Annotated in this window: 14 protein-coding genes and 1 pseudogene; 11 read left to right on the top strand and 4 right to left on the bottom strand. The window is 54.3% G+C overall.

All coding sequences use genetic code 11. The features are described from left to right. Nucleotides 1-447: 447 nt before the first annotated feature. From bcsN to GGD46_RS19610, 5 genes are read left to right on the top strand one after another with little or no spacing between them, the layout of a single operon-like run. Nucleotides 448-1443 carry a cellulose biosynthesis protein BcsN gene (bcsN, locus tag GGD46_RS19630; protein WP_184706954.1) on the top strand — a complete coding sequence of 332 codons (996 nt, stop codon included), beginning with the start codon at nucleotides 448-450 and terminating at the stop codon, nucleotides 1441-1443. Nucleotides 1444-1500: 57 nt separating this feature from the next. Then, complete coding sequence (bcsA, locus tag GGD46_RS19625; protein WP_184706952.1) at nucleotides 1501-3690, top strand: UDP-forming cellulose synthase catalytic subunit; 2190 nt, start codon at nucleotides 1501-1503, stop codon at nucleotides 3688-3690. Next, entirely contained in the window at nucleotides 3690-6185 is a 2496-nt protein-coding gene (locus GGD46_RS19620; RefSeq protein ID WP_184706951.1) for a cellulose biosynthesis cyclic di-GMP-binding regulatory protein BcsB, read from the top strand. The genes bcsA and GGD46_RS19620 overlap by 1 nt, the downstream gene beginning before the upstream one ends. Next, the gene (locus GGD46_RS19615) at nucleotides 6182-7231 is read left to right on the top strand and encodes a glycosyl hydrolase family 8 (protein ID WP_184706949.1); all 1050 of its coding nucleotides are present in this window, start codon (nucleotides 6182-6184) and stop codon (nucleotides 7229-7231) included. Before GGD46_RS19620 ends, GGD46_RS19615 begins: the two co-directional genes overlap by 4 nt. Beyond that, the gene (locus tag GGD46_RS19610; protein ID WP_184707078.1) at nucleotides 7228-9636 is read left to right on the top strand and encodes a cellulose synthase; all 2409 of its coding nucleotides are present in this window, start codon (nucleotides 7228-7230) and stop codon (nucleotides 9634-9636) included. Before GGD46_RS19615 ends, GGD46_RS19610 begins: the two co-directional genes overlap by 4 nt. A 159-nt stretch (nucleotides 9637-9795) precedes the next feature. Here the strand turns inward: GGD46_RS19610 and GGD46_RS33640 are convergent. The 4 genes and pseudogenes from GGD46_RS33640 to GGD46_RS19595 form a co-directional block, all read right to left on the bottom strand. Next, a pseudogene (locus GGD46_RS33640) lies at nucleotides 9796-10028 on the bottom strand (ATP-binding protein); the annotation flags it as partial. Nucleotides 10029-10744: 716 nt separating this feature from the next. Continuing rightward, the gene (locus GGD46_RS19605) at nucleotides 10745-10975 is read right to left on the bottom strand and encodes a hypothetical protein (RefSeq protein ID WP_184706947.1); all 231 of its coding nucleotides are present in this window, start codon (nucleotides 10973-10975) and stop codon (nucleotides 10745-10747) included. 79 nt (nucleotides 10976-11054) lie between these two features. Beyond that, on the bottom strand, nucleotides 11055-11498 hold the full coding sequence (locus GGD46_RS19600; RefSeq protein ID WP_313206315.1) for a recombinase family protein: 444 nt from the start codon (nucleotides 11496-11498) through the stop codon (nucleotides 11055-11057). Then, on the bottom strand, nucleotides 11495-12250 hold the full coding sequence (locus tag GGD46_RS19595; protein WP_246806389.1) for an ABC transporter permease: 756 nt from the start codon (nucleotides 12248-12250) through the stop codon (nucleotides 11495-11497). The genes GGD46_RS19600 and GGD46_RS19595 overlap by 4 nt, the downstream gene beginning before the upstream one ends. 670 nt (nucleotides 12251-12920) lie before the next feature. On the opposite strand from GGD46_RS19595, the gene GGD46_RS19590 reads away from it, so the two are divergent. The 6 genes from GGD46_RS19590 (at nucleotide 12921) to GGD46_RS19565 (ending at nucleotide 21951) form a co-directional block, all read left to right on the top strand. Continuing rightward, nucleotides 12921-13970 (top strand): hypothetical protein, encoded by a 1050-nt coding sequence (locus tag GGD46_RS19590; protein WP_210325640.1) that lies wholly within the window; start codon nucleotides 12921-12923, stop codon nucleotides 13968-13970. After that, the gene (locus GGD46_RS19585; protein WP_184706943.1) at nucleotides 13952-15217 is read left to right on the top strand and encodes an HAD-IIIA family hydrolase; all 1266 of its coding nucleotides are present in this window, start codon (nucleotides 13952-13954) and stop codon (nucleotides 15215-15217) included. The genes GGD46_RS19590 and GGD46_RS19585 overlap by 19 nt, the downstream gene beginning before the upstream one ends. 35 nt (nucleotides 15218-15252) lie before the next feature. Further along, on the top strand, nucleotides 15253-16422 hold the full coding sequence (locus tag GGD46_RS19580) for an AGE family epimerase/isomerase (protein WP_184706941.1): 1170 nt from the start codon (nucleotides 15253-15255) through the stop codon (nucleotides 16420-16422). A gap of 718 nt (nucleotides 16423-17140) precedes the next feature. After that, nucleotides 17141-19030 carry a glycosyltransferase gene (locus tag GGD46_RS19575; protein WP_184706939.1) on the top strand — a complete coding sequence of 630 codons (1890 nt, stop codon included), beginning with the start codon at nucleotides 17141-17143 and terminating at the stop codon, nucleotides 19028-19030. 12 nt (nucleotides 19031-19042) lie between these two features. Further along, a complete protein-coding gene (locus GGD46_RS19570; protein ID WP_184706937.1) occupies nucleotides 19043-21151 on the top strand; it encodes a glycosyltransferase in 2109 nt (702 codons plus the stop codon). Further along, entirely contained in the window at nucleotides 21148-21951 is an 804-nt protein-coding gene (locus GGD46_RS19565) for a hypothetical protein (RefSeq protein WP_184706935.1), read from the top strand. The genes GGD46_RS19570 and GGD46_RS19565 overlap by 4 nt, the downstream gene beginning before the upstream one ends. The last annotated feature ends 90 nt before the right edge of the window (nucleotides 21952-22041 follow it).

Genomic DNA, 22041 nt, shown 5'->3' with positions numbered 1-22041 from the left:
CACCATCCGACGATGCCGACTATATTCATTTCGCAACCGCAGAAAAGCCCCAGCCTCATCAAAGTGGGGACTTCCGCTCTCCTGCAGCTTTTAAGACTGCGCGCACCAGTCACGGCTTCGGAGACTTTGATGGCGAGTCCCAGCGGCCCTTAAGAGCGCCGCCGCCCATCCGACATCCAATCAAAATATATAGTGAATAAAATCATATAGTTATCGATAAGGCTTTGCCTCCGCTCTAAGTGGATACCGCCTTCCACACCCGTCAGCGTGGAATTGCTTACGAGGCTACTGTTTAACCTCCATCAACAGACATGCCGCCGCGAAATTAACCCTCAGTTAACCATATTCACCATTATTCACTATACCGAATACAAAGACTTGATTCCCCCAGTCGGCGCGCAATTTGCCGATGAATCTGACCATAAACAATTGTCGCGATCCCGAGATATGCTTTCTATAAAGACTATAGCGCTGATTACTTTGGCCTGCCTCGCAGCCGGCTGCACGACGACTGGTCACGTAAAGCAGTCTATCGGCGTAGAAACTGTCGACAATGAAAAAGCGCTGGCATTTCCACCACCGGGCGGTCCGGCAATCGTCAATGTGGTCGAGCGACGGCATGGGAAAGATGTGGATCAGACCATTTCGCTTGCCACATCGTCGTCTGTCCCTGGTCAAAATTTCCTCAAGGTTCAGTTCTTCGGCGTAGCGGGGCCAAATCAAGGTCTCGGGAGCCGGCCTTTCAACACAATCAATGAACGCGCGATCGCCCGCGAAATGGCCTCGGCTATTCCAGGCGTGCGCCTCGCACGCTCGGCGATCCTCGTCCAGAATAGTTATGGACCATTCGGTTACGCTTCCGGCCAAAGCAGAACCGGCGATACCTGCCTCTATGCCTGGCAGCAGATTCAGGCTGGTTTCGCGCGGCAGCTCGACCAGCGCAATTTCGGTATGGTGCAGACGAGGGTCCGGCTCTGTGATGCCCATGCCACCGAGCGCCAGCTCCTGAGTACCGTCTACGGCTACACGATCGCCGGCCATTTCGATGGCGCTGCTCTGGCGCCCTGGGGCACGCCGCGCGGAGCCGAGGCCGTTCTCGGCAAGCCGGGCGAACTGGTCTACCCCGACACGGCCCCCTATCGCACGCCGCCGATCACCATCGGCTATCAGAACCGTCCAGTTCAACCTCTCCGTCGCCCGGCCGTTATACGCCGGCCAGCCGTGGTGCCGCCGCAGCCACAGGTGCAGCCGGCCCTTCCGCCGATGATCGGCCCACGTGTGCCATTGCCGGATGGACAAAGCGACCCATCTCAGACGGGTGGCGCGGGTGGGCCGTCGTCGATGCTGGTGCAGCCAGCACCGGCGAATACCGTGAGCAATATTATCGTGCCTTTACCGGACTGTAACGGAGACGCTGGCATATCCGGGACATGCCGCCGTTAGGCGGGCTAGTCTCGGGGCGCCAGGATGGCGCCTGGCAATACCTTTGAAGGAACTTCGATGCAGACAGCACGCAGCATCTTGATATGGGCCGTAATCGCGTTTTGCGGGGTCGTGCTGATCACATTGCCGGTCAACCTTCAGACGCAGCTGATCGCCAGCACTGTCGCCGTCACCATCATGGCGATCATCAAGATCCTCAAGCGTCAAGGCACCTGGCGGCTGGTTGCGCTCGCCTTCGGCACGGCTATCGTACTGCGTTACGTATACTGGCGGACGACCAATACACTTCCGCCTATGAACCAGCCGGAAAATTTCATTCCGGGACTGCTGCTCTACCTCGCCGAAATGTACAACGTGGCGATGCTGATGCTCAGCCTCTTCATCGTTGCCACGCCTCTGCCTCCACGCACCGCGCGCGCATTGAAGACGCAGCATTTCCCGTCCGTGGACGTTTTCGTACCCTCCTACAATGAGGATACGAACCTTCTCGCCAACACGCTCGCCTCGGCAAAGGCGATGGATTATCCGGCAGACAAACTCAAGGTCTGGCTGCTTGACGATGGCGGCACCGCGCAAAAACGGCATTCGACCAAAGTCCTGGAATCAGAGGCCGCCATCGCGCGGCATGACGAACTTAAGCGGCTCTGCGTCGACCTGGATGTCGAATATCTCACGCGTGAACGCAACGAACATGCCAAGGCCGGCAATCTCAATAATGGCCTCGAACACTCCGACGGTGAGTTGATCGCCGTTTTTGACGCCGACCACGCACCGGCGCGCGACTTTCTCTTGGAGACGGTCGGCTATTTCGAGGACGATCCGAAACTCTTTCTCGTCCAGACGCCGCACTTCTTCATCAATCCCGACCCGCTGGAGCGCAATCTGCGCACCTTCGATACCATGCCGAGCGAGAACGAAATGTTCTACGGCATTATTCAGCGTGGCTTGGACAAGTGGAACGCGGCGTTTTTCTGCGGGTCAGCCGCAGTTCTCAGCCGCAGGGCGCTGGAATCACAGAACGGGTTCAGCGGTATCAGCATCACGGAAGACTGCGAAACGGCACTCGCGCTGCATGGCGCCGGCTGGAATAGCATCTATGTCGACAAACCGCTTATCGCGGGCCTGCAGCCGGCGACCTTTGCAAGCTTCATCGGCCAGCGCAGCCGCTGGGCGCAGGGCATGATGCAGATCCTGCGTTTCCGCTTCCCATTGCTGAAGCGCGGCCTGAGCCTGCCGCAGCGCCTCTGCTACATGTCGTCGACGCTGTTCTGGCTCTTCCCCTTCCCGCGCGTCATCTTCCTGTTCGCACCGCTTTTCTATCTCTTCTTCGACCTTGAGATTTTCACAGCCTCCGGCAGCGAGTTCCTCGCATATACGCTTGCCTACATGCTCGTGAACCTGATGATGCAGAACTATCTCTATGGCTCCTTTCGCTGGCCCTGGATTTCCGAACTATACGAATATGTCCAGACGGTGCATTTGCTGCCGGCCGTCATCTCGGTCATGCTCAACCCGCGTAAGCCGACATTCAAGGTTACTGCCAAGGACGAGTCGATCTCCGTCAGCCGGCTCTCCGAAATCAGTCGCCCGTTCTTTGTCATCTTTGCCGTGCAGATCATTGCTCTCGCGGTGACGATATACCGCGTCTACGCCGAGCCGTATAAGGCCGACGTGACACTTGTCGTCGGTGGCTGGAACATCATTAACCTGATCCTTTCAGGGTGCGCACTCGGCGTCGTCTCGGAGCGCGGCGAGCGCGCCTCCTCACGGCGTGTACGCGTCGATCGCCGCAGCGAATTCGGTTCCGGTGACAGATGGAATGCCGCCTCCATCGAGGACGTTTCCGTTCATGGCGCCCGATTGAACGTCTTCAATAAGGATCTCGGTCCTATAAAGATCGGCTCCGAAGCCACCCTCCGTTTCCAACCCTATAGCGGTGCGGACATGGTCACTTTGTCGATCATCATCCGCAACATAGAGCCAATGGGAGACATCACCGCCATCGGATGCCAGTATGCCCCCAAGGGCGCTGCCGATCATCGACTGATCGCCGACCTGGTTTTTGCCAATTCCAACCAATGGACGAAGTTCCAGCAGGCGCGGCGGCGCAACCCCGGCATCATCCGCGGAACGATCTGGTTCCTCGGCCTGTCGCTCTATCAGACCAGCCGCGGCTTGATCTACCTCTTCCGAGGGGTGGGGGGTGAACGGGCGCCGCAACGGCAGGACGCAAAGGCGAAGAGCTGATGAACCGCGTCCTCCCTGCTCTCATCTTGCTGATCGGCACCACCGTCGCGCAGGCTCAATCGACGCCATTCGACATGTCCGGCGAACGCCCCAAGGGCGAGCCGCCGGTCACGCCGCAGATCCTGGCGCCACAGACGAGCACACCACAAGCCGTGCCGCCGAAAACGGCCGCGCCCCCGGCTGTAGTGCCGCAAGCTGTTGCCCCACAGGCCACCCCGCCTGCCGTCGCGGCGCCGCCAGCGGCCACCCCGCAACCTCAGACTGCCACGCCGCAATCAGTAGCGCCTGCCGCACCCGCGCAAGCGACACAGCAGGCAGCGCCGAAAGTCGAAAAGGCCGTAGCCGCCGCAGCGGCATTCCGTCGCTTTGTCGTTCCCTATTCGAAGCTGCGCCTTGAAGGCGAGAACGACCACAAATCCTGGTCGATCTACCTCACCCCGGAACAGGCTGCCGCACCCGTAAAATTCAATTTCTCTTATCAGAATGCGGTTGTCGTCGCTCCGGAAGCTTCGCAGCTCACCATTCTCCTGAACGATCGCGTCGTTCATCAGCAGCCGATCAGCTCTTCCGACAATCCATCGGACATCAGCTTCGACATCCCGCGCGGCCTCCTGCAGCCCGGGGCTAACCTGCTAACCTTCGATGCCTCGCAGCGGCATCGTACCGATTGCGACATTCCGTCGACCTATGAGCTCTGGTCGGATATCGACCCGGCAAAAACCTATCTGACGTTCGCCGGACGCGAAGCGGAAAAGCTCTCAACGACGGATGCAATACGGGCAATCGGCGTCGACTCCAGCGGCAAGACGCAGTTCAATCTCGTGGTGCCGGCTTTGGCACAGCCAGGCTCCACAAAGCCGATATTGCGGCTCGCCCAGGGTCTGGCGCTGCTTGCTGGAATGCCCAATGAGATCTTCTCGTTCAGCACGGACACGTTGCCGCCTTCAGGCCCGGGAAAGATGACCGTCGTCGTCGGCACACCGACCGAACTGCAACCGGTGTTTGCCGTGCCGCCTGCGGCTCAGAACGGCGCCGTGGCGACATTTGCGACCGACCCGCATGGCGGGCAGCAGATTTTGCTCATCAGCGGCCCATCCTGGCAAGCCATTTCCTCGGCCATCGACATGGTTGTGTCGCCGACTGAGAAAGACCCGGGTACACGGCGCGACCTGTTGGTGACGCAGCGCTGGACCGCGCCTGATGCCCCATTGGTCTACTCTGGAACCAGCCTTTCCTTCGAACAGCTGGGCGTCAAGACAGCGGAATTCTCGGGCCGGCGCTTCCACACCAGCTTCAACATCGCAATTCCATCCGATTTCTATGCGAACGCCTATGGTGAGGCCACGATCCTGCTCGACGCCGCTTATGCGAAAGACGTAAGGCCGGGCAGCCACATAGATGTCTATGTCAACGGCAATATCGCGACGACGAAACCGATCACTGCGACGGGCGGCGGCATCTTCCGGCAATTGCCCATTCGCATCACGATGCGGCACTTCAAGCCAGGTCTCAATACGGTGACGCTCGAAGCCATGCTGCTCGCGGATGAGGATTCGGCCTGCGCGCCCGCGGCTACATCCAGCACGACGCCACGCTTTGCGTTGTTCGACACCAGCCAGTTCCGTATTCCTGATTTCGCAAGAGTCGAGCAGCGGCCCAATCTCGCGGCACTTGCCGGCACCGGCTATCCGTACAATCGCGATGGCGAAGCCACGGCGCTGTTCGTCGATCGGATCGACGCAGACATGCTGTCGACGACCGCGACACTCCTGGGCCAGATGGCAATCGTTGCAGGACATCCCATCGCGGTCGAGCCGATAGCGTCATCGAGTGCGGTCGGTAGCCGGAATGCAATCTTCATTGGGTCGATTTCACAATTGCCGTCGACCATCCTCTCGCAAATGAATATTGCTGCGACCAGTCAGGTGGCATGGCGCCCCCCCACACCGGGACAGGGTGCGGCTCCGGATTCATCGGTGACCATCGCAGACTGGCGTTCCCGCATCAGCGGCGGCTTGTTGCAGGGACAGGTCGACAATTTTCAGCGATGGATGCATCGCAATTTCGATATCTCGCTGAGCTCACTGCGTTTCATGCCCGGTTCGGAGCAAATCTTTACTCCGTCGAATACGAATACGTTTTTGATTGCTCAGGAGGCGAACCCCACGAATGACGGGACCTGGACCGTCGTTGCCGCACCTAGTGCCTCCGACCTGAGAGCTGGTGTCGAGGCCATGACCTCGCTCCTCAACTGGTCGCAGATTAGCGGTCATATCACCGTCTATTCCGGCAAGACCGGAAAGATCGATACCGTCGCGGTCAATCGCTTCGACTTCGTCATGCCTGAACCGTGGTCGCTGACCAACTATAGGCTAATCGCCGCCAACTGGCTTTCCAGCAATATCCTCTCCTACGCCTTCCTACTGGTCATCGGCTCGCTGCTTCTCGGTATAGCCACGGCAAACATCCTCTCCAAGATCGGCAGGCGAGAATGAGACGCCGCCGTTCGATACTCGCCTTGTGCTGCGCCGCCGTTTTCGCGATCGCCCAGCCGGCCGCGGCACAACGCGCCGCAATCGATCCGCAAGCATGGTCCCTCTACAAGGCGAGGTTCCTGGACGCAAACGGACGCATCCTCGACAATGGCAACAGCGGCATCAGCCACAGCGAAGGCCAGGGCTACGGCTTGCTGCTCGCCTATCTCGCCAACAACCCGGCGGATTTCGAGCAGATCTGGTACTTCACGCGGACTGAGCTCCTGTTGCGCGACGATGGTCTGGCCGTCTGGAAATGGGATCCGGCAGTTACTCCACATGTGACTGACACGAACAATGCTTCGGATGGCGATCTGCTGATAGCCTATGCCCTGGCGCTTGCCGGATCTGCATGGAACAACAAGGACTATTTGCAGACGGCTGCAGCAATGGCGAAGTCGCTCTTGTCGCATGTCGTGATCGATACGGGCGGGAGAACGCTGCTCATTCCCGGTGTCGAGGGCTATCAGGCACCCGGTCGCAAGGACGGCCCGATCATCAATCCATCTTACTGGGTCTATGAGGCCATTCCCGTGATGGCGCTACTGGCGCCGTCCGGCCGATGGCAAAAGCTGAAGGACGACGGTCTTTCGTTGCTGCGCTCGATGCAGTTCGGCCCGCGCAAATTGCCTGCCGATTGGGTCAGCCTACGGGCAAAGCCGGCGCCGGCCGACGGTTTCGAACCGGAGTTCGGCTATAATTCTGTGAGGATCCCGCTTTACCTGGCCCGCGCTGGCATTACAGACAAATCCCTGCTTACACGACTGCAGCAAGGCATGACCGTCGAAGGAGACGAACCCGCGACGATAGATCTGGCGTCGGGCAAGCCGAAAGACCTGCTCTCCGAGCCCGGTTATAGAATTGTTAACGATGTTGTGGCGTGTGTGGTAGGCGGGACGAAACTGCCCGCTTCGGTTCGGCAGTTCGCTCCGACACTTTATTACCCGGCCACTTTGCAGCTGCTGAGCCTGGCTTTCGTTACGGAGAAACACCCGGAGTGTTTATAAAGTCCACCTTGATCATGGCTTTCATGGCCGTCGCCGTGGCGGGGTTCACCCTCGCCACGAAGGATCTCGACACGCCGGAAGACAAGATCAAGCTGGCGAGATCGAACCGCCTCGACCCCTTGGTGACACTCGTTGCTGAAACCAAGGCCGCTGCCCCCGGACAACCGGTCGACCTGAAGACAATCGCCGATCATATTCAGGCGGCAGCACCATCTGCGGTGCTTGCCGATGTACCGAATACGGCGCCAACGACAGATACCAAAGCCGATACAGCCGCACAGGCCACGCAGCAGCCACAGTCGGCGGCCACGCAGCCGGCACCGCAACAAACTTCGCAACAGGCGTCCACTCAGGCTCAGCCCGCCGCAGCCCCACCGAAGGTGGATGAAAGCGCCTTGCGCTATTTTGCGAGCCGGGGCGATAAGGCGCGTCTTCAGGCGGAGATTTCGCGATTGCAGACGCTCTATCCGAATTGGACGCCGCCTGCTGACCCGCTTGCCGTTCCGCAGAATAGCGACAAGCAGCTGGAAGCCATGTGGCAGCTCTATTCCGAGGGCCGCTATGCGGAAGTGCGCAAGGCAGTAGCCGACCGTCAGGCCGCAGAGGCTGGGTGGCAACCACCCAGCGACCTTCTGGAGCGTCTCGCGATCGCCGAGGCGCGCACGCGCCTCATCAACGCCTCCGATCTCAAGCAATATGCGACTGTCATCGATATCGGCTCGAAAAACCCGAGCCTCCTCACCTGCAGCGATATCGATGTTCTCTGGCGCGTCGCCGAAGCATTCATCAGCACTGATCGGCCGGCGCGTGGACAGGACGCCTACAGCTACATCCTGAAGACCTGCACGAACCCGCAGGAAAGGCTTGCGACCATCCAGAAGGCCTCTGCCCTCTTGCCCTATAAGCCGATGCAGGATCTGCTTGCCCTTGAGAAGCCGGATGGCAATGGCGGTCGCGAGTTCGACAGCATACGGACGGATTTGGCGCGACGCTTCGTAGCTCAGGGCAATGACGATCCGAAACTGACAGTCTCGCAGGACTATCTCTCCCAGGTCGAGCGCGTGGCCCGTAGCCAGGGCCTTGCCTCGGACGAGGCATTGCTCGGCTGGTACTATCTGCGCCGCAGCAACTACACCGACGCCGAACAATGGTTCAAGGCGGCCCACGAAAAAGCGGACTCCGCCGCGATCTCGCAGGGTCTCGCCCTGGTGCTGATTGCCGATCGCAAGCCGCAGGAAGCTGAGGACGTCATGTATAAATGGCGCAATGAGTCCAAGGATGCGATGGCGACCTATCTGGCGGCGACCGCAAACCTGATGGCATTGCAGCCACCCGCCAATCTCACCGAAGAAGTGCTGGGACGCGTCGCCGCCGAAGTCGTGAAGCAGAAATATGTCCCGACCGCCCAACAGTTCGGCTGGTTTGCCCGCTCGATGAACCAGCCGCAGGCGGCAGCCCGCTGGTTCGAGACGGCCCTGCGCTGGAAGTCCGATGACGAGCCTTCCGCCTATGGCCTTGCAATCACCCGCAATCAATTGAACGATCGGCAGGGTGTCGCCGAAGTCCAGCGGCTATGGGCCGGCCGATCGCAGCGCATCGCTGTTCTTGGCGAACCGGCTCCGCGTACGCCTGCTTATGCGCCATTGCCCTCGCCGAACCAGGCCGCGCAAGTCATCGCGCCGCAGCTTGTGCCGCAAACCCAGCCTCAGAACGCTCCTTTGGTTGCCCCTCAGGTGGTGCCGCAGGCACCCGTCGACCAAGCCTATGTGAATACACAGGTCGCCCAGCAACCCGTGGTGCCGGCTCGCCGCACGGCCCCGGTCGAATATGCCGAACCTGCTGGTCGCACGAAAGTGGTCGCTCGCACGACCCGCCGACCGGCCGGGTGTACCACGACCATCAATGCCAAGCTTCTATCGCCGTCCAATGCGCTCTCGCATGGCTGGTGCCTGATGAACCTCAACCGGCCAATGGAAGCCGTACAGGCATTTGGCGTCGCGCTCGACAGCAGCGATACCAAGTCGCGCGAAGAGGCGGCCTATGGACAGAGCTTGGCTTATCTGCGCGCCGGACTTGCGAACAACGCCGCCGTCGCCGCGACAAAGGCGCCGATGAACCATCAACGGGCCGCCGAACTACAGGTCGCCATCCTTGCCGACCGCGCCCTTGCAGCCTTCAACGGCAAGCGCTACCACGAAACCCTCCTCTATCTGGATCAACGCTCACAGCTCCAGCAGGAGCGCACCGATCTGATGGTGTTGCGCGGCTACAGCTACCTCAATCTAAAAATGTATGACGATGCCCAACGCATCTTCACCGCCGTAGCCGCCACCGGCAACCGCGACGGCAGCCGCGGGCTCAGAGACCTGATGCTGGCTCTGCATCCGCAGCCGGGGGAATATTGAGATAGGATGCAGCGGGGAGCGGTAAGCAGATTTTGGCTTCGGCAGGAACCGGGTTGCCGGAATTTAGCGAGCGGCGTTAATTAAGTTTTGATAGCACAGAGCCTTCAGTGTCAATGCCGCGTGAATTTTCCTCATAAGTAACGAAGTAAAATTCCCTAGTCATGCCGATGTGGAAGTTTGGGAAAATTGGGTATTTTTGGGCGGCCGACCGCATTGCTTTTGAGGTGGAGCAAATGCTGGGGGGCGATCACGGCTTTGGATCGGACATGCTCCGGCATCAGCTCGGCATGCTGCCGCAGCCGATAGCTTGATCCTTCGATCTGCACGACAACGGCATAATGGAGCAATCTGTCGAGCAGCGCTGTCGCGACTACAGGGTCACCAATGATTTCATGATGCCTGTTTCCTCTATCACCTATTGCGTTGAGCGCAAGCGCGCAGAATGTCGATCTGGTCCTCCATTAATTCGATCTGCCATGGTTGTTCTTTCACTAGCTGCCGGCCTTGAGTCAGGCCGCGTGCCAAGTATTTGAAGATGGTCTGCGGCGTAATGCCAAGAGCTGCAGCAGCTCCTTGGACGGAATAGGTTCCGTCTGGCCATCCGAAGGGATTAGAGTTAGTTCCGTTGATTTTGACCGTGGGTATACCCCAGCGTATGCGCAGGAGCCAGACATTCTCACCTTTGAAGGCGCAATTCTATGCAGCAAGGAAGCCTTCCGCGTTCAGCGCTGACGCGATTTCCTTGTCCATTTTACACAAAGCGTTCGTCTCCGTTATGCGCGTTTGTAATTGCCGATATTGAGGTAGTCGCCGTAGGTGTGGGCTCTTCTCTGGGAGAGTGCTCGCTCATCGCTCCCGTTTGCCACAGGATCTAGATCCAGACCTGTCCTTGCAGCCGGTTCTGGTCGAGAACGACCTCGCAGATAATGAGGCGCAAGATGCTCTTTCGTTCGGCCGCCGTGGTCGATGTGGCATGCCAGATGCCTGACAGGCTCTCTCTGAGTGCCAGTAACCCGTCTCGATCTGCATCGCTCAGGACGAGGGGCTCGTCGGATCGTCACCGTTCATAGTCCTGCTCGATGGTCTCGGCTGCACGCAGTTTCTCTTTCTATCCACGTTCCAGCGAACGTGCCACCAAGTGATTTTCAGGCTCGACAGCATCATATTGGCGCCGTGCCCTTTCCGTCTCGTAGCCCGCACGTTCGCGCCGCAGAGCCCATTGAGGCTCGAGTTGACGTCCCCCCTCTTCCATCTGGCCCAGTGCGGCAACGGCGATAGCGATCCTGTCCGGCGTCAGAGCTTCGAGTAGAATGCTTTCGACGCGTGCACCTCCTGGCATAACGGCCCTCCGTCGTGGCCGCGGTCGGCACGGCATGTGTAGACTGGGTAGTTTCCCGCAGGGCCACTGTAGCGCAAACTCATCCGGCGACCGCCCCCCCCCCCCCACAGACAGCGACGCCCTGCAGCAGGGTGGCGCCCTTGCGTGGCACGCCCGAATGGCCGGCTTCATAGCGGTTGATGTTGTTCTCCAATCGCCGTTGGCTCTTCATGGACTCCTCCCAGCCGATATAACCAGGATGGGTCGCTTCCAAACAGACCTCCCAGTCCGCGATGGGGACCTTAGTTATCCGGGGACGATAAGCGTCCTGGCGAACGCGTCCGCCAGTCTGCCGCCGTCTACCATGGACATTGGTCCCAGCATAGCCGGGATTGTGGAGAATACTGACCACGCGCGGATTGCTGGCCTCACGCCAAACCACTTCGTGCAGCGCCTGACCACGAAGGGGACGCATTGGCGGCAAATTCTTCTTGCGTAGATAGTGCGTCACTGCCCGCGCGCTTCCTAGGTCAGGATGGTTTATTCCATCAACCGCTGGCGAACGATCCTCTCAAGTGCCAACCCAAGAGCCAGCGAGCAAAGACCAACCAGTACGAAATAGCTGCGATCAAGATACTCGGAACTATAAGTCGGGTAATATGCAACCCTCATCCATTCGACTGACTGCACTACCGGGAGCCAAGAAAGCGGTCGCGCGACAAATTCTGGCAGTGACGACAATACAAATAACGATCCTGACGATATGTACACAAGAATCATCAATATAAAATAGATCGTAATAAAAATCTCAAAACACATAGCGAGAACGCCCGCCAGTATGCCCATACCGATAGCAAATAAGATTGTTGCCAGATAGGCAAATACCGCATCACTCAAATCGTTCGGTATAACATTACTACCTAGCATGATTAAAATACACAAAGCCAGGAATAGTGTTATAGCTGCGGCTATGATCTCCAAGAAAGCGCGAGCTAATAGAATATCGACAGCATGCACGACTGGGAATGCCATCATCGGCCTATTCATTAGCAATGACATCGCCATGAAACGCGATACATACATGAACGCAAGTGTAGGAATTAGCCCTGTCGTTAGGAATAAAAGCATATCGTCGCCGTAAGGTGCACGCCGCCCCATAGCAGTATTTACCAAAAGCAGAACTAACATATGAACTAGCGGCCAAAGCGAAACGACAAGAAAACCTATTCCATGATTAAAGAAACGGCTTCGCATATCCCGCAAAAAAACCGCATGCATTACGTGAAACATACTCATTGCAGATTCGACTGCGCACATTTTTACATCTTTGTTTCTTATGCAGTCTTTTGACATATTGAATCCACCAATGCCCACCCTAATACTGCAGCAATCGGTGGAAACTTTGGGAGCAAAACAAACCGGCCACAGTTCTATTTCCCTTTAAGCAGCACTAACGATTTCCGCGCAAACTATAATACGATCGAATACAGCCCCATCAAGGCAACTACAGTCAGAAATTCCTTAACTCAGCTGAATTCCTACGCAAGACTGATTTATACGATTGACAACAGGCGCGTAAAAACTCGCGAATTATCCGAGCACGACGCTCGAAAGCTTCAACGTTACCCAGCAGCCCACAATTTCTTAATGCCGAAACAAAAAGACCAAACCCTGATCATGCGCGATTGCCTCTCTCAATTTTGAACATGAAATCAATTGGACCGTCAGCCTAATCATTCTCATACCAAATCCCTAGCCTTTCTGCCAACCCACAGCATGCTGACGCCGACCAATTCAAGGCGCCCGCAGTCCTACAAACAGCATTTCGGAACTCGCTTGCTTTCTTCATAGGGCATTGTTCGTGCAACCCGCATTAGTTGAAAAGAAATTTCTAACCAGCTCTTGCGATAGCGCCTCTAGAGAGGCTATCAGACATCAGTCTGACTGACGAACTGGGGACCTCAAAATGGCACAGATGCCAACTGGCGGCGTTCGCGCCCGAGCGCCGCTTCGCCTCGGCCTAGCAGGCGGTGGAACCGACTTATCGCCGTTTTGCGATGAATTTGGCGGTTACGTGATGAACGCGACGGTCAGTTTATATGCCTATGTCCACCTCGAGCCTAACCCGCGAGGGCGCTTGATTTTCGATGCTGCGGAACAGGGACGGAGATTTGAAACCGAAGCATCACCGAGCGTCTCGATTGACGAGGGCACGCTTCTACATTGTGGCGTGTACAATCGCATCGTTCGCGAATTCAACAATAACGAACCGTTGCCTCTGAGTATCCGCACCACTGTTGACGTACCCGCTGGGTCCGGCATGGGAGGCTCCTCTACCCTAGTGGTCGCTCTGGTGGAGGCGTTCCGCCATTATCTCAGGCTTCCGTTGGGTGAATACGACGTTGCTAGATTGGCTTTCGAAATTGAGCGAGAAGAACTGACGATTGCCGGAGGCAAGCAGGACCAATATGCTGCTGCTTTTGGTGGTTTCAATTTCATGGAATTCTATGACAATAAAAGAGTCATAATTAATCCGCTCCGAATGCGACCCTCGACTATCCAGGAGTTGGAAGCATCTCTCGTGTTATACTATACCGGGAGATCAAGAAGTTCTGCACAAGTCATTGAGTCTCAGCAGAGCCAACTTGCGGAGAGAAACCAGATTTCACTTGAAGCGATGACGGCTTTGAAGAGAGAGGCCCTTGAGATGAAGGAGGCACTTTTGAAAGGCCGTTTGGATCTAATAGCGGAAACGATGGCTCGGGGTTGGAAAGCAAAAAAACAGACTTCATCGAGCGTTTCAAATGCGGAGATCGATAGGATTCTTGGTCTTGCTCTCGCGTCAGGAGGCTTGGCCGGAAAAGTGTCTGGTGCAGGTGGAGGTGGTTTCGTATCGATTATCGCAAACCCGTCGGAGCGCTATCGGGTTATTAATGCCTTAAGGAATGAGCCTGGACAGTTGCTCCCAGTAGTTTTCACGAATGAGGGAGCGTGCTCATGGAGGCAAATTCTTTGAGTGACACCTCCCCCGATCATTGGCGACCGACTCGTCAGCTTCTTATCCTGGTTGGAGGTAAGGGCACCCGATTGGGGACTCTTACTCAGAACACACCAAAGCCCTTAATGCAGATTGACGAGAATACTGTTTTTCTTGATCATTTGATAGCCAATTTTGCTCGACAGGGCTTCGATGACATATTGCTTCTGGCAGGGCATATGGCTGAGCAAGTTTCGGATCGCTATGACAAAAGGCAAATTCTGGGTGCCAGTATACGAATAGTGAACGAACAGCAACCGGCCGGAACGGCCGGCGCGTTGGCTCACGCAAGTGCCCTCCTTCAGGATACGTTCTTGCTGGCAAATGGCGATACGCTCTTTGACGTCAATGTCAGACACCTTGAGCCGGTGCTAGCTGCAAATTCCGAAGCTGAAGGCGTAATCGCTCTAAGGCATGTCGAGAATGCGGGCCGATACGGCGCCGTCGACATCGCGGATGGTCACGTGATAGCTTTCCGTGAGAAGGATTCTCATTCCACCAGCGGCGGCCTGATTAATGCGGGTATCGGGTTATTTCGCAAAAGCATATTGTCTCGCATTACTGAGATACCATCATCTTTAGAACTCGACGTCTATCCCCGAATGGTAGAAGAAAATTACCTGCTTGGACAGGAATTTTCAGGCTATTTTATAGATATAGGACTCCCAGAGACCTTGGAACAAGCACGGATCGACATACCAAAATTGCAAAAGAGACCCGCTCTCTTCCTAGATCGGGATGGAGTAATCAATGAAGATAGGGGTTATACATTTCGCGTCGGCGACTTAAAACTAATTGACGGTGCAATCGAGCTAATTCGGCTGGCAAACGACTTTGGCGCATTCGTAATCGTCGTAACAAACCAGGCCGGGGTCGCCCGTGGTTTCTACGAGCTATCCGATGTCGAACGATTTCACCGTGAGATCGAGAACGTACTAATTCGCAACGGTGCCTTTATCGATGCCTTCTATGTGTGCCCGTTCCATTCTGAGGCAATTGTTCCAGAGTATTGTCACCCTGACCATCCCAACAGGAAGCCAAACCCGGGAATGCTAATTCAGGCGCTGACAGATTGGCCTATAGACGCTGCAAAGAGCATAATGATTGGGGATAAGGAAAGCGACATCATTGCAGCGGAACGAGCGGGTATCAAAGCTCTGTTATTTAAGGGGAGTAGCCTAGCGGATCTTCGGGATTTTGTTTCTAAACAGATTGCGCGACAGTAACTTATTTTTAAGGCCTCACGAGAAACGAGCTTGCTATGAATAACAACCTTAGATCTGCTGTGCCTTACGATAGAATTTATTGTCATCTAGTTGATGAGCTTTTGCCATTTTGGAGTACTGAGGGGCGCCACAGAAATGGGTGCTTTGTTGAGCACCTCGATATGCGCGGCGCTGCGGTTGATCCAGGTTTCACCAGAGTTAGGGTGCAGGCCAGACAAATCTATGTTTTCAGCCACGCCGCGCATCACGGCATCTTCGGCTCGAATGAAGTTGGCATAAAGTCGGCGGACTTCTTAATCAAGTCAGCTTGGCTGGGAGCGGAGCGAGGTTGGGCTAAGCTAATTTCGCAAAGGGGCGAGGTATTGGACGACACCTCTGATTTGTATGATATTAGCTTTGCGATTTTTGCCTTGGCTTGGGCATACAGAATTAACAGAGATCAGCGGTATCTTACAGTTGCACTTCAAACAGTAGATTTTCTAAGAAGAGAAATGCAGCATCCTCTCGGAGGGTTCTGGAATGACGCGCAGCGGTCATTCCCAAGGCAGCAAAACCCTCACATGCACTTGATAGAAGCGATGAATGCCTGGGGAGAGGTTTCTCGCGACGAGCGATTCTATAGACTAGCAGCAGAAATCATTGACCTTTTTCAAAGTCGTTTGGTCGACTCGAATACCGGTGCCTTGGGAGAGTTCTTTCAGGACGATTGGTCGCCCCTTGATGGACCACACGGTGACATCGTAGAGCCAGGTCATCAATTTGAATGGGCATGGATTATTGGCCATTATGGGAGAATTTTCGGCGATCCAAAACCTGACTTAATGAGAAAATTAATAGCCTTCGCTATGAAATATGGCTTTCGTGAAGAAAAAGGTCATACTATCGATCAGGTAAATAGAAATGGCGCAGAAATCTCTCCAAACACTAGACTTTGGCCGCAAACTGAAACAATAAAGGCCTGCGTTGCGGCAAGAGAGTTTCTTGGCGAGAATCGCGATTTAATTATAGCGAAGGTTACTAACACAATTTTTTCTCGGTTTTTCAGTCCCGCCCCTATACGAGCCGGCTGGATTGATCACTACGATCGAGACGGCAAGCCTCTTGTCGACAAGATTCCCTCCAGTTCTCTATATCACGTGGTGCTAGCGTTCCTCGAGGTACTGCGCCTCAAGGGGGTGATTTCGATGTCAAATTCAATCAGCTAGGAGAATAGAGTTCCTAGATTGGGATCAATTTGCAACGTGATTGGCGGAAGCTTTGGAAAAATTTGATGGGTGCGCCCATATCCTTGGTGAAGATGTCTGGCTTTGTACCTATCAGCCAACGCCAGATTTGCATTTTCCTATTGCGGCCGGCACAGATAGCCTTTGGCGCGTGTTAGCGTGGTCGATCATCCAAACTTCGACATCGGGCGACTTAACTTATCTCGTTATTTTGACTCCTAGCCACCCAGGTAAGCCGCAGCGTCTCCCGGAGCTAACTGAGTTGACAATCGACACACAGTTCGGCTCAGTTGCGGTAAGTATAACTTCCCTTAGAGCTGTTGAATCCCTTAGCGCGGAGCTTAAGCAAGCAGTTGTCGCAACGCTTCTACGGTGCCTTGCGGATGAAACTGAAAGCCTCGTTTCCAAGATCGTGGCTCTCTTGAATAGAAATTTTGGACGCGAATTGACCTCATACCCGTCCCTTGACGCAAAGAGAACGCGATCTTCGCACGAGATTTCAATCCCGGGCATACACGCACCACGTTATCTCTCCTCGATTGGTTCCGATCAGTCGAAAGTTGCGTTAGTGAAATCCATTACTTTTGATTGCGCCGATGGAGGTCACACTTTGATCGCCACGGAGAGTCAAATAAGCAGCGGCAGGATCTTGGTCATCTCTGAGGCCGACGCTAAAATTGCTATACTTAGGTAAGCGTTGATGGGAAAACCCGTTATTCTTGTTATCGCACCCATGCCTGTCTTCCCTTGTAGTGCGGGAAATCGGAGACGATTGCTGTCAACATGCGATTTCTTACGAGATTGCGGTTTTGAGATCGATTTCGTCTATTTGGCTCATGAAGACCAAATCTATCGCAGATTCGCGCAGACCCCACCCACCGATCAAAAGAAGATGCAGGAGTATTTTCGACGAGTATGGTTCCTCGAGCTAAAGCATCCGATCAGATTAAACACCGGCGCTTCCGCGTTTGAGCTAGATGATTGGTGCCCTGAGGAACTCAACGACTTCGTCCGATGGTATTTTGAAGACCATGGAGCCGCTTCCGCCGTTCTCGTGAACTACGTCTTCCTCTCTGCCTGCCTTCTTCAGGTACCTGCGGGTGTTTTGCGCATAATTGATACGCATGACAAGTTCTCTGAGAGGCGAAATCAATATCTTCCATTCCGCCTAGCACCGAATTTCTTCTACACAAGTCCCGCCGCAGAAAAGGAAGGCTTGTCTCGCGCCGACATAGTTATAGCTATCCAACCAACAGAACAGAAGTATTTTTCTCATCTTATCGGACGTGAGGTAAGTCTTCTGATGCCAAACATTCCGGTTGTGCAGAATTTTGTCTCGCCAACCAAAGTGAGAGCGATCGGGTTCATGGGTCACGGTAACGACGCGAATCTCGTTTCCATAAGCCAATTTGCCTCGGCCTGGCAACAGGTATGGCAACCTTCCATGCCAGTGCTTCTCATCGCTGGCGAAATCTGTAAGAGTATGCCAAGCGAGATGGGACCAGGCGTTAAGATCCTCGGTTACGTCGAGAAGCTCAGCGATTTTTTCAATGAGGTGGATATCGTCATCGCGCCCATGCTAATGGGAACCGGCTTAAAGCTAAAAGTCATCGAAGCCTTGGCTCATGGCAAGCCGCTGGTGGGTACAAGTGTGGCGTTCGAGGGACTAGAAGCTCAGTCGCCCGACCACAATTTTCGTTCAATTCACGATATGATTAGCCGAATACAAGGGTTGGCGGCGACGCCGAAGTATTTGGTCGAGTTAACAGCCGCCAGTAAATTCGTATTTGAAGCCTATAGCCAGAATGTGGATCTCGGGGCTAAGCGTCTCAGTGATAAGTTATCTTGCGCACATGTATCTCGTAGCAGTAATTTACCTCCGTTGTTTCCGTCGACGGACACGCGAAGCTCGAGCCACCAGATTGGCCCACTGGTACTGACGTCTGCAATGACACTCGGGCTTTCCGAGGTCGCCGATCATGCCATCTACGGAAAGCCTCTTGCGACCGAGTTCCTCGTTTCTCGGACGGACCATCACGAGTGGCAGACGTGCTCTGCGCCAGAACGCCGGTCGTGGTGGGTTCGGCTTGGTACAAATTCTGTTGAATCGCGGGAGGAGTTATGGAGCCTTGCTGGCAAGAGAATCAATATTGCTCCCTCGTTCACTGATCGGCCTATGACTGATGAAGCGAAGAAGCTCCAAATGCTCGCGATGAAAGTGCTATCTACTGCCGAGCCTGATTGGAGTACTGCGGCAATTTTTGTTGCAGCAGATTCCGATAACATAACAATAACCTTCCAAGCCCCTTCGTTCCTATTGCACCAGGCGACCCGCTCGTATGCGTTCATTTTACATGATGGTCCTGACGGCACTGTCAGACTGGAGGGGGTAGCAATCTCGCCACTATCCTTTCTAAAGTTGCCTCCGCTAACAATGACATCGCGTTGTGGCGATACTTCATCCTTGCCGATGGTTCTTCGTGCCGTTGTTACGCAACACCTACCGACAACAAGTTTTGCGCCCACGAAGCTATTACTGATATCGAATGGCCTTTGTGGTCACGTTGAGTTAAACCAGACCGTCCAATAGTTTCGGTGTTAAATGGTTCAACACGCACCATGCATTATTGGGAATGTGAATATGTCTCATAAATCAGATCAACTTAAAGCAGTTGACGCTGGAATAGGTCGCCAAGTCGCCCAATTGCACGCGAACCTTCTCGTTGAAGCCATTCGGCTAAATGGCCAAAAGATACATTTTACTGCGCAGACCAATCCCGACATTTCGATCGTTATTGTATCATATAATGCTGCTAACCTTCTTTGCATGACACTAGCGAATCTCGCTAGCCATCAAGCAGGCGAGAAATCAAAGTTTGAAGTCATCATCATCGATAACGCTTCGGATTCTGAAACGCGAGATATTCTAAATCGAGTCGAGAACGCACGCATAGTCTATAATGAAAAGAACGAAGGGTTTGGACCTGCCTGTAATCGAGGGGCACATTTAGGATCGGGACGCCATATTCTTTTTCTCAATCCCGACATCGATTTGATGCCTGGTGCGCTAGACGCAATGGTAAAGGGATTTGAGTTGTACGACGACGTCGGCATCGTTGGCGCGCGGCTGGTATTCCCGGGCGGAACACTTCAAGAAGCAGGAGCATTCTTCTTAGACGACGCACAGCTCACACACCCATACTTGCGCGGCCTTAGCGATCCCAGTGCTCCCGAGGCTCTGTTTGCGCGCGAAGTAGGTTATGTGTCTGGCGCCGCACTTATGATTGAACGTGACCTGTTCGAGAGACTGGCTGGGTTTGATGATGCCTTTGCACCGGCATACTATGAGGATACCGACCTGTGCCTACGATGCGCCCAACTTGGTCGACGCATTATCTATCAGCCAAGAGCCATTGCTTTTCACTACGAAAATGCAACCTCACCTTCTCGCGAAAACGTGGAGACACTGCTTTCCAAGCATAGAGATGTATTGCTTAAGCGCCATAGAAACTGGCTTTTCGAATCGGGCGCGTCTCCTGCAGGGTTCATGACCCGAGAGCCGGATCGAAACAGATTCCGTGTCCTGTACATCGACGATCGTGTTCCGCATGTGGACAGCGGAGCAGGTCTTCCTCGTGCTAACTCGATCATCAACCTAATGACCAAAATGGGATATTTGGTCACCATGCTACCAGTATATGATATTGATTCAGAGCCAAGCGCGCGTTATCGCGACGTCGACCCCAGAATAGAGATTCTGGAACCTGGCGCGCTCGGCGAACTAAAGCGGATTATTGATCAACGCCCGGGATACTACGATCTGCTTTGGGTCAGTCGACCACACAATGTCGATTTCGTAGTAAAGACATTTCTCGAATGTGGAGTTCAATTAAGAAACTGGGTGAAATCTCGCATTGTCTTTGACACTGAAGCACTATTCTCGGCTAGACAAGCAATTATGGAACTTAATCACGATAAGCATATAGACAGCTCCTTGCTTCGTCACGCGATACGATTAGAGACATCTTTTTCCAACTTAGCTGACGTCGTAGTTTGCGTTTCTAACGGCGAAAGCCAATTGTTGAAGAAAATTGGCGGTGTCACTCACGTCAAAATACTCGGGCACCTGATGACGAATGAACCAGGGCCCTCAGCTTTTGAAGATCGAAACGGAGTTCTATTCGTTGGACCGCTCGTTGAGGATGGGACGCCCAACGTTGACTCTATTGATTGGTTTCTAACTCACGCATGGCCGATCGTTTCCGCGCGACTTGGCACACGGGCCCGTCTTGTATTGGTGGGCAATATTACACGAGAAATTCGGACGAAATTCGAGCGGCATGATGTCGTCGCTCTTGGTCGAGTTGATGATCTTCAAGACGTATTCAATTCCGTCCGACTATCTATTGCACCGACCCGGTTTGCCGCCGGGATCCCACAGAAAGTCCACAATTGTGTAGGACACGGCGTGCCGATGGTCATAACCCCCCTGCTGATGGCACAGCTAAGCTGGAATGACAGCGTAGGATGCTTGAGCGCTCCGTGGCAAGACGCGCGAGCTTTCGCAGAAGCCGTGCTAACGTTGCACGAGGATCAAGCAGTTTGGCGCGCAGTCCGAGAACGAGGTCTGAAACAAGTTTACGATGAATGTAATCAAGAGAGGTTTCGCCACGATCTACGAGATATCTGCGAGGGACAGATGTTCCTATGAAGAAATTAACCTCACGGATTAATTCGATAATCGCCTCAATCGCTACCCCGTCGAGTAGAGCCCTATTTGACGAAGAGTTCTATCTACAGCAATATCCAGACATCGCGTCGGCAGCCGTAGATCCCTTCAAGCACTTCTTACGGTATGGTATCCAAGAAAATAGAAGACCAAATGTCTATTTCGATCCATCTTACTATATCTCGCAACTCAGCTATCAGGTAGCGAATCCTATCAAGCACTACGTTAGAGTAGGCGCAAAGTTGGGACTTGACCCTCATCCTGAATTCGACTCAGCTTGGTATCTGGAGGTGTATCCGGACGTGCGAAAGTCGGGAATAAATCCGCTTTTTCATTATCTAAGACATGGCAAGCGAGAGGGAAGACGAACGGCTCCAGAATACCGAAAGGTCTTCGGAAAATCTATGCCCGCGGCGTTAGGCTATCGCTTACCAGAATATCAAAATATCGTACTCAGTAGTAGTCGCGTATTGTCAGGCGCATACATGTACCATCCGGAATTAATTCTCCCACTACAGCTACCTAAGCATCAGCATAAGGCGCTCAGCACGGCGCTAGTTCTCACCGGACAACGTGACAAGCGGAGCGTCAATATAAACCTATCCATCAATTCGCGTTTGCAACCAGTGTCCATATGCATTGCTTTCCAACACTGCCATGTGCAGTTCAAAGACGAAAATTTGACGATTGGATGCCAAGAGGTTATTGCTTTCGAAGTAAATGAAGGTGCGCCGAGCTTCCTAATTGCAGCCGGTGGCTCAGTTTTACATTTTAGTCGCTAGGCTAGGCCGTATTGACAAAGTTACATCAGGCGCTTGTGGTCTCCGATGACGGAGATATGCTCAGGGAATGATGACTTCTCCTTGTCCTGT

It is taken from the genome of Martinezella lusitana, from assembly GCF_014207095.1.
Taxonomy (GTDB): domain Bacteria; phylum Pseudomonadota; class Alphaproteobacteria; order Rhizobiales; family Rhizobiaceae; genus Rhizobium; species Rhizobium lusitanum_B.
This window is presented reverse-complemented; position numbering and strand designations above follow the sequence as displayed.

Bases quoted from the DNA above. Each gene is read 5' to 3' on its own strand.
- bcsN (WP_184706954.1), top strand. From the start codon at position 448: ATGCTTTCTATAAAGACTATAGCGCTGATTACTTTGGCCTGCCTCGCA.
- bcsA (WP_184706952.1), top strand. From the start codon at position 1,501: ATGCAGACAGCACGCAGCATCTTGATATGGGCCGTAATCGCGTTTTGC.
- GGD46_RS19620 (WP_184706951.1), top strand. From the start codon at position 3,690: ATGAACCGCGTCCTCCCTGCTCTCATCTTGCTGATCGGCACCACCGTC.
- GGD46_RS19615 (WP_184706949.1), top strand. From the start codon at position 6,182: ATGAGACGCCGCCGTTCGATACTCGCCTTGTGCTGCGCCGCCGTTTTC.
- GGD46_RS19605 (WP_184706947.1), bottom strand. From the start codon at position 10,975: ATGCCAGGAGGTGCACGCGTCGAAAGCATTCTACTCGAAGCTCTGACG.
- GGD46_RS19595 (WP_246806389.1), bottom strand. From the start codon at position 12,250: ATGAGTATGTTTCACGTAATGCATGCGGTTTTTTTGCGGGATATGCGA.
- GGD46_RS19590 (WP_210325640.1), top strand. From the start codon at position 12,921: ATGGCACAGATGCCAACTGGCGGCGTTCGCGCCCGAGCGCCGCTTCGC.
- GGD46_RS19585 (WP_184706943.1), top strand. From the start codon at position 13,952: ATGGAGGCAAATTCTTTGAGTGACACCTCCCCCGATCATTGGCGACCG.
- GGD46_RS19580 (WP_184706941.1), top strand. From the start codon at position 15,253: ATGAATAACAACCTTAGATCTGCTGTGCCTTACGATAGAATTTATTGT.
- GGD46_RS19575 (WP_184706939.1), top strand. From the start codon at position 17,141: ATGGGAAAACCCGTTATTCTTGTTATCGCACCCATGCCTGTCTTCCCT.
- GGD46_RS19570 (WP_184706937.1), top strand. From the start codon at position 19,043: ATGGTTCAACACGCACCATGCATTATTGGGAATGTGAATATGTCTCAT.
- GGD46_RS19565 (WP_184706935.1), top strand. From the start codon at position 21,148: ATGAAGAAATTAACCTCACGGATTAATTCGATAATCGCCTCAATCGCT.